The following is a 14,727-nucleotide window of genomic DNA, read 5'->3' as shown; positions in this document are numbered from 1 at the left end:
CATGGCACTTCCATCCCCCTTCGATGCACTTCGCCCCGGCTGGACGCCCCAGTCCGTGGGTGCCCCCCTGAGCGGGGTCCCGGACCTCGCCGACATGATCGCGGCCGGCATCCTCACCGGGGGCTCGCGACCGGCCCTCACCGACCGCGACGGCACCCACTCCTACACCGAGCTCGACCAGGCGGCCTCCGCGCTCGCGCTCGAGCTGTACGCCGCTGGAGTCCGGCCGGGGACGCCCGTGGTCATCCACTGCTCGCTGTCGCGATGGGCGGTGGTGGCGATGCTCGGCGTGCTCCGCACGGGCGCGCAGTACGTGCCCGTGGACGCTTCCTTCCCGGTCGAACGGCGCACGGCGATGATCCGAGAGAGCGGCGCGGTCGTTGCCGTCGTCGAGCCGCGGTCGCGTACCGAGCTCCCCCCCGGCTGCACCTTCCAGACCGTGCTTCGGATCCCGACGCACCTCGATGGGACGACACCGGCTTCGCCGCCGCGCCACGAGCCCCACCTGGCCGCGTACACCCTGTTCACCAGCGGGTCGAGCGGGGTGCCCAAGGGCGTGGTGGTGTCCAGGCACTCCCTGGCGTACTCGACCCAGGCCCGGCTGGCGTACTACCCCTCGGCCCCGTCGGTGTTCCTGCTCTGCTCGTCGATCTCCTTCGACAGCTCGGTCGCCGGCATCTACTGGGCGCTCGCCACCGGGGCGCACCTCGTCATCCCCAGCCCCGCCGTGGTCGACACCGTCGCGATCCGCGACGCGTGCCAGCAGTACGCCGCCTCGCATGTCCTGCTCATCCCGTCGCTCTACCGCATCCTGCTGGAGAGCGACGAAGACGACAGCCTGTCCTCGCTGCGGGCGGTGATCGTCGCTGGCGAAGCCTGCCCACCGGAGCTGGTACGGCGCCACTTCGACCTGCTGCCCGATGTCGCGTTGTACAACGAATATGGCCCCACCGAGTGCACGGTCTGGGCCCTCGTCCACCAGTGCCAGCCGAGCGATGGTGACGCCACCTCAGTGCCCATCGGCCGGCCCATCCCCGGCACCGAGGTCTACCTGCGAACCGACAACGGACCGGCCGCGACCCATGAGCTCGGCGAGCTGTGGCTCGGCGGCCCCGGAGTGGCTCTCGGTTATACGGCCGAGCCGGCCACCTCGCGGGGAGCGCACCGGCTCTACCGCACCGGAGATTTCGCCCGGCTGGATGAGCGGGGCCTCGTGCATTATCACGGCCGCCAGGACGGGCAGCTCAAGCTCGCGGGTGTCCGGCTCGAGCTCATGGAGGTCGAACACGCCCTGAGCGCGGCTTCTGGCGGCCGGAGCAGCGCGATCGGCGTGGTTCGTCAGGCCGGCACCCCGATCGCACTCGTCGGCTTCGTCGTCTCGGCACCCGGCGAGTTGCAACCGATGGCGCTGCGGCGCCACATGCGCGGCATGTTGCCGCACGCCGCGGTGCCCGCGGCATTCTGCGCCATGGACCAGCTTCCCTGTCTGTCCAACGGCAAGCTCGACAGGCGCGCACTCGACCACATGGCAGCAATCCACATCGCAGCGTCCTCCTCATCGGCGCTCCAGGGAAGCACGACATGACCGACATCGCTTACGAGGACAATGACCAGAGCCGATACATCGCCGTCACCGGCATGGCGGGACGATTTCCCGGAGCCGCCAGCGTGACGCAGTTCTGGCGGAACCTGTGCCAGGGCATCGAATCCATTTCGGTGCTCGGCGATCAACGCGACCCGGCGCACCCGGAGTACGTCCCGGCGTATGGCGTGCTCGCGGGGGCGGCCGAGTTCGACGCGGAGTTCTTTGGCTACTCGCCGAACGATGCGCTGATCCTCGATCCGCAGCACCGCCTGGTGCTGGAGTGTGCGCACGAGGCGCTGGAGAGCGCCGGGTACGGCGGCTCCGGCCGGCCGGTGACCGGGGTCTTCGTCGGCGGCTCCGGCACCCACTACGCCGAGCACGTCCGGGCCCGGCTCGACCAGCTGCCCTTCGTCGACGAGTGGCAGCTCCGGCAATCCACGGCCGTGGACTTCCTGAGCAGCCGGATCGCCTACCAGCTCGGGCTGACCGGTCCGGCCGTGACGGTGCAGACGGCCTGCTCGACTTCGCTGGTGGCCGTGCATGTCGCCATTCAGGCGCTACTCGCCGGCGACTGCGACATGGCGATCGCGGGTGGGGCGAGCGTGATCGCGAGCCTGCCGCGGATGCGGTACACGCCCGGCGGCATCGTGGCCCCCGACGGACACTGCCGGACCTTCGACGCGGCCAGTGCCGGGACGGTCAGTGCCAGCGCCGTGGGGTTGGTGGTGCTCCGTCCGCTGGCCGACGCGCTCGCCAGCGGCGACCACATTCACGCGGTGATTCGTGGTTCGGCCATCAACAACGACGGCCGAGGAAAGATCGGGTTCACCGCGCCCAGTGTTTCAGGGCAGGTCGAGGTCGTCCGAGCCGCGCACGACGTGGCCGGGGTCCACTCCGACGAGATCGGCTACGTGGAGGCGCACGGTACCGCCACCGCGCTGGGCGACCCGATCGAGGTCGCGGCGTTGACCAAGGCGTTCGGTGCGGGGAGCGGCTCGCGCGACCGCTGCTGGATCGGCTCGGTCAAGACGAATATCGGCCACGCCGATGCCGCGGCCGGCGTCGTGGGGCTGATCAAGACCGTGCTCGCCGTCGAGCACGGCGTGCTGCCCCCGAGCTTGCACTTCGAGCGGCCCAATCCGGCGATCGACTTCGCCTCGTCGCCGTTCGAGGTCAACACCCGGCTGCGCGAGTGGGGCACCCCGGGCCTCCCTCGGATCGCTGGCGTCAACGCGCTCGGGGTGGGCGGTACCAATGCGCACGCCGTGGTGGCGCAGGCCCCCACTGCTCCCGAGGTCTCGGAGGGGCGGTCGCATCAGCTTCTCGTGCTGTCGGCGCGCACCCCCAGCGGCGTCGAGACGGCGGCGCGTCAGCTCGCCGACCACCTGCTGGCCCATCCGGACGTCAACCTCGCCGACGTGGCGTGGACCCTCCAGACCGGTCGCACGGCGTACCCGCATCGCCGGTTCGTGGTCTGCACCGACGCGAGTGAGGCGGTCGCCGCGCTCCGCGGGGGCAGCCTCGAAGGCAACATCGCGAAGGCGGTCGGTCCCGCGCCGGTGTTCATGTTCCCGGGGCAGGGGGGCCAACACGTTGGCATGGCCGCCGCGCTCTACCGTCAGGAACCGGAGTTTCGCCGTGGCCTGGACCAGATCGCCGAGCTGGCGGGCCCGTCACTGGGGCTGGACCTGCGCGACGTGCTGTTCCCCGAAGGCGAGCGCCAGCGCGACCTCGCCGGACAACGGCTGGACACCATCGCCGTCAGCCAACCCGCGGTCTTCGCCGTCCAGTACGCGATGGCCCAGCTCCTGATGTCCTGGCGGCTGCGGCCGGGTGCCGTGGTCGGGCACAGTCTGGGGGCCTACGCGGCCGCCTGCGTGGCTGGCGTGTTTTCCCCGGCCGACGCCGTCAAGCTGGTGGTCGAGCGGGGACGGTTGCTCGGTCTGGTCCCCGCTGGCGGTATGGCCGCCGTACGGCTGTCCGAGGCCGAGCTCACGCCACTGCTGCCCGGAGGACTGTCCGTGGGCGCGGTCAATGGACCCCGGCAGTGCACGGTCACTGGCCCCGTTGAACAGGTGACCCGATTCGTGCGGGAGCTGACGGAGCGAGCGATCGAGGCCCGCGTCCTGCGGATCGCGACCGCCGGGCACTCCTCGCTCGTCGAGCCGATCCTCGACCGGTTCGCGGAGGTCGTCGCCGGCCTGCGCCTGAACCGACCCGAGTTGCCGATGCTCTCCGACACCACGGGAACCTGGGCGGACCCCGACATGCTGCGCACGGTGGATTACTGGGTGGCGCACCTGCGTCAGCCGATCCGGTTCGGCGAGGCGCTGTCTACCCTGTTGGCGGCGGAGAACCGGGTCCTGGTCGACGTCGGGCCCGGACGTACGCTGCAGACACTCACCCGGCAGCATCCGGATTTCGAGGACCGGCACGTCGTCGTGAACGTGTTGCCGCACCCCGTCGATGCCGTCTCTGACCTGGGCACTGCCCTCACCGCCATGGGCAAGCTCTGGGCGGGTGGCGCCAGCGTCGACCTCACCGCTCTGCATGCGGGCGAGCGTCGCCGGCGAACCCCGCTGCCCACGTACCCGTTCGAGCGGCGTCACTACCTGGTGCCTCCACCCGAACATGCCCGCCCCACCGCCACGGGCAGCACTCCTGCCTCCTGGATCGGTGCGAGGGCCCAAGGGACACCCGATGCGGGAACGCGCCGCGACAACCAGCCCCATGCACCGGTGCTGGCCGCGATCCTCATGGCGTTCGGCAAGGCGCTGGGGGTGCCGGACATCGAGGCGCAGGACAGCTTTTTTGATCTCGGTGGCGACTCGCTGATCGCGACCAAGGTTGCCTCCTGGGCGCGGACGGAGTTCGCGGTCGCGGTAACGGCCGCCGACATCCTGCGCAGCCGCAACGCCGCGACGCTCGCCGCGGTGATCTCGGAACGCCGGGACGGCGCCGCCTCCTCCGTCGAAAGGATCAACCCATGAGCGACAAGAGCCCATGGCTGGTGGGTAAGACCCTCCCTGGAGATCCCCCGGTTCGCCTGTACTGTTTCCCGCATTCGGGAGGCCTGCCTGGCGAGTATGTCCGGTGGGGTCGCGAACTGCCCGGCGTTCAGCTCTACGGAGTCTGTCTGCCGGGGCGTGGGGAGCGCGTCGCGGAGACGCCACCGGCCAGCATGCAGGAGCTCGTTGACCGGTTCCTCGCTGAAACCGACCTGACCCCGCCCTTCGTTCTCTTCGGTCACAGCCTGGGTGCACTCGTGGCATTCGAGGTGGCCCGCGAACTGGCCGTCCAGGACCGGCCGCTCCCCGAGCGGCTCATCGTGTCCGCGTACGCCGCCCCGCACCTGCCTCGGACGGCCTCCAACCTGCACGCCTTGCCAGACGCGAGCCTGGCCAGGGCCATCGGCGAACGCTACGGAGCAATCCCTCCACACGTCATGGCGGACCCCGAGCTGCTCGCCCTGCTGCTACCGGCCTTCCGGGCGGACTTCACGATACTGGAGACGTATCGCTACAAGCCGGGGACGCCTCTGACGGTACCGCTGGAGGTGTTTGGCGCCGAGCAGGACGCCGTGTCGCTGGAACAGCTCGAACTCTGGCGTGACCACACCACCTCGGACTTCCGGCTCCATCGCTTCGCTGGCGGCCACTTCTACTTCCGGGAGAATCCGCGGGCGCTCATCGAGGTACTGGGTGCCGTTCTGGGTGTGTAGGGCGAACACCTCGAGCGGTGGAGGCTCGGAGGCTAGGGTCCACCTTCCCGCTCGACTGAAACCTCGATGATGGTGCCCGCCACGACCATGGGCGCCAGAGCACAGAATGTGACGCGCCTGCTCGCGCTGTCATATAGGAAGCTCAATTCATCGAGCGTATAGCGTGGGCGGCCGGTCTCCTCGAGGAACTCCTGGAGCGCCACGGTCGCCCTCTGTTTGAGCGCGCTTGCTTCCGCTGGCGGCAATACTTCGGACAGCCCTACCTCGCGGCCAGTGCGGCGATCCCAGGTTCCACAGGTCAGTTCGTTATTGGCGTGAGCACCACCTGAGAATTCCGTAAAGCCTTTGTAGGCTGACAGGTAGGACTCTTCGAGGTGGGCAATTCGCACTGCACGCTCGAACTCGGCGGATGCCGCGACGAGTTCACTCTCCTCCACGGTGAGTGCCGTTGGCAGTAGCTCCAACCCGCTTCGCGAGTCCCGAAGTCCGTCAGTGCAGTAGTGGGGCCCGCATTGCGTCGTGACGATGATGTCTCCCACCTGCTCGCGCTGGCCAGAAGAAGGCATGGAGCGGGCGCGAAGCATGGCCGTCGTAGGTACGGCGGAAGGAGGCGTGGGAATGATCTCGCTTAGACGCACCAGACGGGTGCGCCTTCTGTCTTCACGAGCCTCCGTGGAGGCGTTGCTCGCCCCAGAGTCGGGCAGGAGGCCTCCGTCGCCTACCACAGCACCCGAGTCCTGGGGGGCGGCACCGCAGCGGCAGCCCGTGTGTGCCAGGACACCTCCCACGAGCAGCGCCATGAAAAGCCGCCGCATCAGGGCCTCCTTCCCCCTGTGAACGTTCCACTGTTTCATGGCGCTTTGCCTCTCAGTCATTGCCCACATCGAGCGGCGTCTTCGAACCGGCACGGGCCATGACCCTGTTCCGGTAGCCCTGTGCTCTGGGCCCGCTTCCATTGTAGGCGCGCACTGCCTCCTTCCAATCTCGCTCCACTCCTTCGTATTTGACGAACAACCAACGAATGGCTGTGCGCAGCCAGAAGTCGTAATCCTCGTGCAGATCCCGCGAGTGACCCATGAGGTTGAGCCCTTTCTTGTCGCGAAACTTGAAGAACTTCTCCATGGCGGCCACGAACTTACGGCCCTGCCAGGAATAGAACTCAGCTCGCTTGAGCCCCGCACTCTTGTGCTCCTGCTTCAGTTTGTCCAATCCATGGGGAATGAATATCTCCTTGTGTGCCATTTCTTCCATCATCAGGAGTTGTTGTTCTTCGGCGGAATCGATTGCTTGAATGATGTTGAATCGTGCCTTCAAGAAATGATGTTCGCTCGTTGACCAGTCATAGGGCGGCAGTGAAAGATGTTCGCCAGATGTCCCCATGCGGCTCTCCTCGAAAGCCATCGACTTGATGATATTTGGGTCAAGTGAATTGGAGGGGGAGAGTTTCTTGCTATAGTGGTCAACCCATTTGGCAATGGTCTTGTCAAATCGATTGTACATGGTCTGTCGGACCAGCATCCGGCTAAGTACTTGCTGTCGGCCAGCGATTTGATTTCTCTGCCGGGCGAGTTCTTTCTCGAGGACTTCCTGCTGCGCTTGCCAGCCTTTGGTGTTGTTGAATTTATCGTACTCGCTCTTTTTCTTGATGTGTGCGTCGATCTTCTGCTGATGCCCGAGCAGTTGTGTCTGATTGGTTTTGATTTTCTGCCGCTGTTCTTGTAGCCCAACATCATAGCGGCGAAGGCCATTGACTGCGGAGTACTCAGGTTCAAGCTCGGCCTTGGGTACATTCTTGAGCTTGACAGTCGCATCGGGCGAAGTCCCGTTCCAGTTTGTCACCACCACGAAGGTGTTGGCCTTGATGAGACCGCCATCCAGAGAACTCAGGGCTTTGAATCTCATGCCGTTCATCTCTTGTGCTGCGATGTCAATCATCTCCGCCATGTTCCTCCCCGGTGTGCGTAGTGCAGATTCCTGACGCGATTCAGGAGTTGTAGGTTCGTGTAATGCTCCCATGCGAGCTTTGGGCTTGGCAAGTGAGGGAGACGTGCGACGTGGCCGCGAATGCCACGGCCAGCCGCTACGACGTGATGGTGCGTGACTTCACCGCATCACCCCTCCTGGAGCGGCAGTTGCACCGTGAAGGTCGCTCCGCCGCCAGGCGTGTCCGTCACGGAGATGGAACCCCCGTGCGCCTCGACCACCTGGCGCGACACCCACAACCCCAGGCCCAGGCCCCCGAAGTGCCGCGCGGAGACGGCGCGCTCGAAGCGGTTGAAGATGCGCGCCTGGTGCTCGGGCTTCACGCCCATGCCGTGGTCCACCACGTCCAGGCGGGCGTGGCTCCCCTCCCGGCGCAGCCGCACCTGCACCGGCTTGCCCGCGCCGTACCGGGCCGCGTTCGACAGGAGGTTGCGCAAGAGTTGCCCCAGGCGGGTGGCGTCGAGCCGGCCGGGCAGACTCGCCTCTGACTCGAGCGAGAGGGCACACTCCTGCCGGGCCAGCTCCTCGCGCATCTGCGCGACGCCATCCGCGACAAGCACCGCCAGGTCCACCGGCTCCAGCTTCAGGCGCAACCGGCCCGCGGCCACCAGGGACACGTCCAGCATCGTCTCGATGAGGCCCGCGAGCCGTTGGATCTGCCGGCGCACCGCGAAGATCCGCTCGCTCACGAGCGTGCGCACCTCGCCGGGCAGCGTCCGCTCCAGTGACTCGAGTTGAAGACGCAAGGCGGCCAGGGGCGTCTTGAGCTCGTGGCTGGCCACCGACAGGAAGTCGTCACGCGCGTGGACGGCTTCTCGCAGGCTCACCTCGCGGGCCTCGTGCGCCGCGGCTTCCCGGCGCATGCGCGCCAGCTCCAGGTGGGACTGCACTCGTGCCAGCAACTCCCGCGCGCTGAAGGGTTTCACCAGGTAGTCGTCCGCTCCGGCCTCGAGCCCCTCGACGGAGGCCTCCTCGCCGGCGCGAGCCGACAGCAGGATGAAGGGCACGGTCTTGAGGGCGTCGGTTGCCCGCACCTCGCGCAGCAGGCCGAAGCCGCCCAGCCGGGGCATCATCACGTCCGAGAGAATGAGGTCCGGCGGGTGGGCCCGCATCAACTCCAGGGCCCGGGCGCCATCCCCCACGGCCTCCACCTCGAAGGCGGGGTGCAGCAGCCCCGTGACGTAGGCGCGCATGTCCGCGTTGTCGTCCACGACGAGCACGCGGGCCCGGGAGCCGGTGGAGGCCGGTGCCGTGGCGGGGGGCGCTCGCCGCGGGTCCGCTTCCGAGCGCATCCAGCCCAGCGCCTCGGCGACGTAGGGCTCGGCGCGTGCTTCCGTCGTTCCGGCTTCTTCCTCCGCGAGCACGTGCCCGCTGGGAAGATGGGCGGTGCCCAACGGCAGGTGGGCGGAGAAGGTGCTGCCCTCGCCGAGGACGCTCCGCACGTGGACGTTGCCGCCGTGCAGCTTGACGAGTTCCTGCACCAGGGCGAGCCCGATACCACTGCCCTCATGGCTGCGCGCGCGCGCCCCCTCCACCCGCTGGAAGCGCTCGAAGATATGGGGCAGGGCCTGCTCGGGAATGCCGGTGCCGGTGTCGCGCACCCGCAGGACGGCCTCGGCTCCCTCCGCGCGCAAGCTCACCGTGATGCCTCCCTCGAAGGTGTACTTGAGCGCATTGGACAGCAGGTTGAAGACGACCTTCTCCCAGGCCTCGCGATCCAACCAGACGGGCTCGGGAACCTCCTGCAGGTCCACGGTGAGCAGGAGCCCCGCGCGCCGGGCGGCCGACTCGAAGTGGCTCACGAGCTCGGCGGTGAAGGCCGCGAGCGCCGTGGGCTGGAAGGCCACCTTCGCCCGGCCCGCCTCCAGGCGGGAGAAGTCCAGCAGGCTGTTGACGAGCTTGAAGAGGCGCACCCCGTTGCGGTGCACGAGCGACAGGCGCTCGCGCTGGCGGGAGGGCAGGGGCTGCTCGCCATCGGCGAGCGCGTCCTCGAGTGGGCCGAGCATCAGCGTCAGGGGCGTGCGGAACTCGTGGCTGACGTTGCTGAAGAAGGCCGTCTTGGCCCGGTCCAGTTCCGCGAGCTGCTCGGCGCGGCGCTTCTCCTCCTCGTAGGCCCGGGCGCGGGCCGCGTCCGCCGCCACCTGACGCGCGAGCAGTTGCAGGAAGTCGCGGTAGCCCTCATCCAGGGGCAGCCGGGGGCTCAGTCCCGCCACGAGCACCGCGTTGGTCGCTTCGCTCGAGCCCAGGGACACGGGGAGCAGCAGCGCCCGGGTCGCCGGCTCGGGCCAGGGCCCTCCGGGCAGCGCGCCCAGGCGCGAGCCCAGGTCCTCGACGAGCACTTCGCGGCCCGAGCGCAGGACCTCGGTCAGGGGCCAGGGAGCGTCCTCCGCGAGCGCCAGCTCCACCGGCGCGGCTGGCCCGCCACGTTCCACCCCCGTGCTGGCGACGAGCCGCGCCTTGCCCGCTTCCACCGCGTAGAGCAGCGCGAAAGGCACGTCCGCGCCGGCCTGGGCGAGCACCTGCTCCAGGGAGCGGAAGACGCCCTCCACGTTCTTGTCGAGCGCGGTGCGGATGGACAGCTCGCGGATCGTCTTGAAGCGCCGGTCGCTGAGCACCTGGCGCGTCGTCTCGCTCGCGATGGTGAAGACGCCCACGAAGCGGCCCGTCTCATCGCGGGTCGGGATATAGGACCAGGTGAAGAAGCACTCCTCCGCGAAGCCCCGGCGCTCCAGGAAGACACACAGATCCTGGACGTACGAGGGGATCCAGGTGGTCCTCACGCCCTCGAGCATGGGTTCCAGGACGTTCCACACCTCGGTGAGTGCCTGCCGCGCGGGCACGCCGACGGAGGTGGGGTGCTTGCTTCCGAGGATGGGACGGAAGGCGTCGTTGTACATCAGGACGTACTCGACCCCCCAGTACAGCGCGATGGGGTAGGGCGAGCCGAGCATCGTGCTGACCGAGGTGCGCAGGGACGCGGGCCAGCCCTCGACGGGGCCCAGCGGCGTGCGGCTCCAGTCCACGGAGCGCAGGAGCGCGCCCAGCTCGCCTCCGCCCGCGAGCACCGTGTCCACGTCGCTCATGGCCGTGCTCCTGCCTGGTTGGGGGGCACCGGGGCCGTGCGGGGCAGGCGCACCCGGAAGGTGGTTCCCTCGCCCGCGCGCGAACGGACCTCGATGGTGCCACCATGCGCCCGCACGATGTGGTCCACGATGTAGAGCCCCAGCCCCACGTTGCGGCTCGCGTTGTCTCCCGTCTTCTCTCCGCGCTGCATGGGCTGGAAGAGCCGGGGCAGCAGCTCCTCCGGGATGGGGACTCCCTCGTTGTGCACCTCGAACACGACGGTCTCCGCTTCTGCGTGAGCCTTCACCCGGACAGGGGTCCCGGGGGGACTGTAGTGCAGGGCATTGCCGATGAGGTTGGTGAGCACCTGGGCCATCCGGTCCCCATCCCAGTGGGCCTGACCGTCGCCGCGCTGCTCGAGCAGGATGACGCGCTCGGGGTGGGCGACCTGCAGCTCGTCCACCACCTGCCGGCCGAGGGCATGGACGTCGAGGGGCACGGGGTGGATGGGCAGGCCTCCGCCCAGGCGGGCCTTGGTGAAGTCGAGCAGATCCCGGATCATCCGGTTGGCGCGCTCCGCCGACGCGAAGATGCGCCCGAGCGACTTGCGCTGCCGCTCCTCGAGCTCCGTGCCGCGCAGCAGCGTCGTGGCCGTCAGGGTGATGGCGGCCAGGGGGTTGCGCAGATCATGACTGACGATGCCGATGAGGTGCTGCTCGAACTCGGCGCGATCCAGGGCCAGCCGCTCGCGCTCGGCCCGCTCGCGCGCCAGACGCAGGGCGCCTTCCACGCGCGCCATCAGCTCGCGGGCGCTGAAGGGCTTCACGAGGTAGTCATCCGCTCCGGACTGGATGCCTTCCACCGTGGCCTCCTCGCCGGCGCGCGCGGACAGGAGAATGATGGGAATGGCCGCGGTCCTCGGGTCCGCCCGGAGCGCACGCAGCAGGCCCAGGCCATCCAGCCCCGGCATCATCACGTCCGAGAGCACGAGGTCCGGCAGCCGCTCCCGGACCGCCTCGAGCGCCGCCCGTCCATCCGCCACCGCCTCGACCGTGAAGCGCGTCTCCAGGAGGCGGCGCACGTAGCCGCGCATGTCCACGTTGTCGTCGGCGAGCAGGATGTAACCACCCGGGGCCGGACCTCGCCCGGGAGGTGCCTCCAGCGCGGCGGGAGCGCGCACGGGAGCTGGGGGAGGGGAGGCGAGCCAGCTCGAGGCCTCGTCGAGGAAGGGCGCCGCGCCGGGTGCGGTCGACTCCCGCGGGCGTGGAGCCTCGAGCCGCTCGCGCGGCAGGTGGGCGAAGCCGGTGGGAATGCACACGGTGAAGGTGCTGCCCTGGCCTGGCGTGCTGTGCACGTGCACGTTGCCGCCGTGCAGCTTGACGAGCTCGCGCACCAGCGACAGGCCGATGCCGCTGCCCTCGTGGCTGCGGCCCCGCGCGCCCCGCACCTGGTGGAAGCGCTCGAAGATGCGTGACTGCTCCTCGGGGGGGATGCCCGTGCCGGTGTCGCTCACGGACAGCTCCACGTGATCGCCCCGCCAGCGCAGGCGCACCGCGATCTCCCCCTCGAAGGTGAACTTGAACGCATTGGAGATGAGGTTGAGGACAACCTTCTCCCACATCTCCCGGTCCACCCAGATGGGCTCTGGCAGGGGCTCGCACTCCACCCGCAGGCGCAACCCCACCTTCTCCATGGCCGAGTCGAAGGCGCTGGCGAGCCCCGCGGTGAGGACGGCGAGGTCCGTGGATTGGTAGCTGGCCTGGACACGGCCCGCCTCGAGGCGGCTGAAGTCCAGGAGCGTGTTGACGAGCTTGAACAGGCGCAGGCCATTGCGGTGGACGAGCGCGAGCGCCTGACGCGCCTCGTCCGGCAGCCGGCCCGTGGCCAACAGCTCCTCCAGTGGGCCGAGCATCAGCGTCAGGGGCGTGCGGAACTCGTGGCTGACGTTGCTGAAGAAGGCCGTCTTGGCCCGATCCAGCTCGGCGAGGGCCTCGGCGCGCTGTTTCTGCTCCTCGTAGGCCCGTGCATGGGCGAGGGCGGTGGACAGGTGGCTTGCCACGAGTTGCAGGAAGCCCTGGTACTTGTCGTCGAAGTCGAGCCGGGGGCTCAGACCCACCACGAGAAAACCCGCCAGGGACTGGCCGGTCTCTCCCTCCACGGGCAGGACGAGGGCCCGGGTGGGCACCGGGAGGTCTTTACCCGCGAGCGCCGGGAGCAGGCGCTGGGGCAGTGGCGCCACCTGGACGGGCCGGCGGGTGGCGAGGACCTCGTGCACGGGCCAATCCTCCTGGGCGGTGGCCAGGTCCAGCACGGGCGGGAGCGTGGAGAGTTCCTCCTCACGCAGCCCCCGGGCCGCCACCCGCGACGCGTGTCTGCCCTCCGCGTCGCACAGGTATAGAAGCGCGAAGGGCAGGTCATTCGGGTTGCCGTCGAGCGCCCGTATCGCCAGCCGTGCGGCCTGCTCCATGCTCCGGGCCTGGAACGAGTCCGCCGCCATGCGCTGCAGGGTGTACAGCCGCCGCTCTCCCAGTACCTGGCTGCTCGTCTCCTGGACGGTGACGAGCACGCCGCCCCGCCCTCCGGCATCATCGGGAATGGGGCTGTACGAAAAGGTGAAATAGGTCTCCTCGAAGAAGCCCTTGCGGTTCATCAGCAGCAGCAGGTGCTCGGACCAGGTGGCGGGGCCGCCTCGGAGGACGCCCTCGGCCATGGGACCGATCGTGGACCAGATCTCCCTCCAGACTTCCGCTCCCGGCGCACCCATGGACGCGGGGTGCTTGTCCCCCAGGATGGGCCGGTAACCATCGTTGTAGAGTTGGACAAGATGCTCTCCCCACCACATCAACATGGGGAAGCGGCTGCCCAGCACCACGCCGACCATGGTGCGCAGGGCGGCGGGCCAGGTGTCCACGGGTCCGAGTTCCGTGCGTGACCAGTCAATGGCACGCATGAGCGCGCCCATCTGCCCACCGCCCGCGAACACTTCCGCGGCGGTGGCGGGCGCCTGGGACTCTGGGGGATTCTGGCTCATTCGGCTGTGATCTGACTTCGTTGACGTCAACTACCAGCCAGGGTGCACATCCCTCACCCTGTAAACCACGGGTTCGTGCCGGAATCGTGTTCGTGCGAGGACATTCGGCTCGGAGCTCCCCGGGCACATCGCCATGCCATCCCTCCGTGTCATGCACGATGCTCACGCCCTCGCCCGAGGAGGGAGCTGTTCGGCGACCCCTCGCTCGTTCGTGGTCCGGGCGGGGTGTTGCGGCCGACGCCTCGCGCCGAGGCCCTGGTGCCCGCGGTCCATCGCGCGCTGACCGACCTGGCCGCGGTGGCGCGGCCCGTGCCACCGTAGGTAGCGCCCTCCCGTCATTCCCCCGCGCGGGGAATCTGGGTGGGCGTGAAGGATGGCCCGAGCACGCGGGGGCCGTCCGGGCTCCACAGGACGGGATCGATGCACATCCGGCGAGCCGTCCGCTCCGGATTCCACGCATGGTAGACGATGACGTCCTGGCCGTCGGGGCCAGTGACCACGCAGTTGTGCCCGGGGCCGATCACCCGGTCCGTCACGGTCCGCAGCAGCGGAGGGACGCCGGTCGGCTCGACCCATGGCCCGAGCGGGTGATCGGCCACGGCGTAGGCGACGCCGTACGTGGGCTCCAGCCAGGAGCCGCCGGAGTAGAAGCAGTAATAGCGGCCCTCGTACTTGCGGATGAACGGGCCTTCCAGCGTGTGCCAGTCGTAGAGCTGCCCATACATCTGCCGTTGGCGCAGGAACACCTGCCAGTCGTCACTGGGCCGCAGGATGGTGCGGGACTGCCCGCGCAGCCGGGTCATGCCGTCGAGCACGTTCACGGCGAGCATGGTGCCGACCCGGTCTCCCTCGAGCACGTCCCGGGCGTGGAAGAGGTACCAGGTGCCGTCGTCGTCCCGGAAGGGGCTCGCGTCGATGGCGAAGCGTTCGTCCGGGGTGAGGTTGACGCCCTGATCGACGAACGGGCCCGTCGGATGATCGGCGACGGCGACCCGCAGGTGGTGGCCGACGTCCCCATGGCCCACGGAGTAGTACATCCACCAGCGGCCATCCGCCTCGGCGACTTCGGGTGCCCAGTAGTCGCCGCCCAGCTCCGGGGGCAGCAGCTCGAGGGCGCCCCCCACGCTGCGCCAGGTGACGAGATCGGAGGAGGTGAGCACCTCGAAGGCGCGCCCGTCGACCACGCGGCCGGTGCCGTAGGCGACATAGCCTTCCCCGACCCGCAGGACGAAGGGATCCGCGAAGTAGGCGTCGTGCACCGGATTGCGGTAGCGAATGGGCATGAGGCGATGACTACAACGTGAGGGCTTCGCCCGCCACGAGGCGATTCGCTCGACGCGGAGC

8 protein-coding genes are annotated in these 14,727 nt (G+C 68.8%); 3 read left to right on the top strand and 5 right to left on the bottom strand.

Annotated elements, in window-relative coordinates:
- Position 1 precedes the first annotated feature (1 nt).
- The 3 genes from F0U63_RS28360 to F0U63_RS28350 are packed head-to-tail and all read left to right on the top strand — an operon-like array spanning position 2 to position 5,306.
- Positions 2–1,585: an amino acid adenylation domain-containing protein gene (locus tag F0U63_RS28360; protein WP_395834379.1), complete on the top strand. Its 1,584-nt coding sequence runs from the start codon at positions 2–4 to the stop codon at positions 1,583–1,585.
- Positions 1,582–4,575, top strand: coding sequence for a type I polyketide synthase (locus F0U63_RS28355; protein ID WP_395834377.1), 2,994 nt, complete (start codon positions 1,582–1,584; stop codon positions 4,573–4,575). Before F0U63_RS28360 ends, F0U63_RS28355 begins: the two co-directional genes overlap by 4 nt.
- Positions 4,572–5,306 (top strand): thioesterase II family protein, encoded by a 735-nt coding sequence (locus F0U63_RS28350; protein ID WP_395834375.1) that lies wholly within the window; start codon positions 4,572–4,574, stop codon positions 5,304–5,306. Before F0U63_RS28355 ends, F0U63_RS28350 begins: the two co-directional genes overlap by 4 nt.
- Before the next feature lie 32 nt (positions 5,307–5,338).
- On the opposite strand, the gene F0U63_RS28345 is transcribed toward F0U63_RS28350, so the two are convergent.
- From F0U63_RS28345 to F0U63_RS28325, 5 genes are all read right to left on the bottom strand, one after another.
- Complete coding sequence (locus F0U63_RS28345; protein WP_395834373.1) at positions 5,339–5,872, bottom strand: hypothetical protein; 534 nt, start codon at positions 5,870–5,872, stop codon at positions 5,339–5,341.
- A 301-nt stretch (positions 5,873–6,173) separates the two neighbouring features.
- Positions 6,174–7,241 carry a hypothetical protein gene (locus tag F0U63_RS28340; RefSeq protein WP_395834371.1) on the bottom strand — a complete coding sequence of 356 codons (1,068 nt, stop codon included), beginning with the start codon at positions 7,239–7,241 and terminating at the stop codon, positions 6,174–6,176.
- 176 nt (positions 7,242–7,417) lie between these two features.
- On the bottom strand, positions 7,418–10,372 hold the full coding sequence (locus tag F0U63_RS28335; RefSeq protein WP_395834369.1) for an ATP-binding protein: 2,955 nt from the start codon (positions 10,370–10,372) through the stop codon (positions 7,418–7,420).
- The gene (locus tag F0U63_RS28330; RefSeq protein WP_395848436.1) at positions 10,369–12,819 is read right to left on the bottom strand and encodes an ATP-binding protein; all 2,451 of its coding nucleotides are present in this window, start codon (positions 12,817–12,819) and stop codon (positions 10,369–10,371) included. Before F0U63_RS28330 ends, F0U63_RS28335 begins: the two co-directional genes overlap by 4 nt.
- Before the next feature lie 899 nt (positions 12,820–13,718).
- Positions 13,719–14,666, bottom strand: coding sequence for a glycoside hydrolase family 43 protein (locus F0U63_RS28325; protein WP_395834367.1), 948 nt, complete (start codon positions 14,664–14,666; stop codon positions 13,719–13,721).
- Positions 14,667–14,727 lie beyond the last annotated feature (61 nt).

The organism is Cystobacter fuscus (assembly GCF_044360685.1).
Lineage (GTDB): Bacteria > Myxococcota > Myxococcia > Myxococcales > Myxococcaceae > Cystobacter > Cystobacter fuscus_C.
This window is presented reverse-complemented; position numbering and strand designations above follow the sequence as displayed.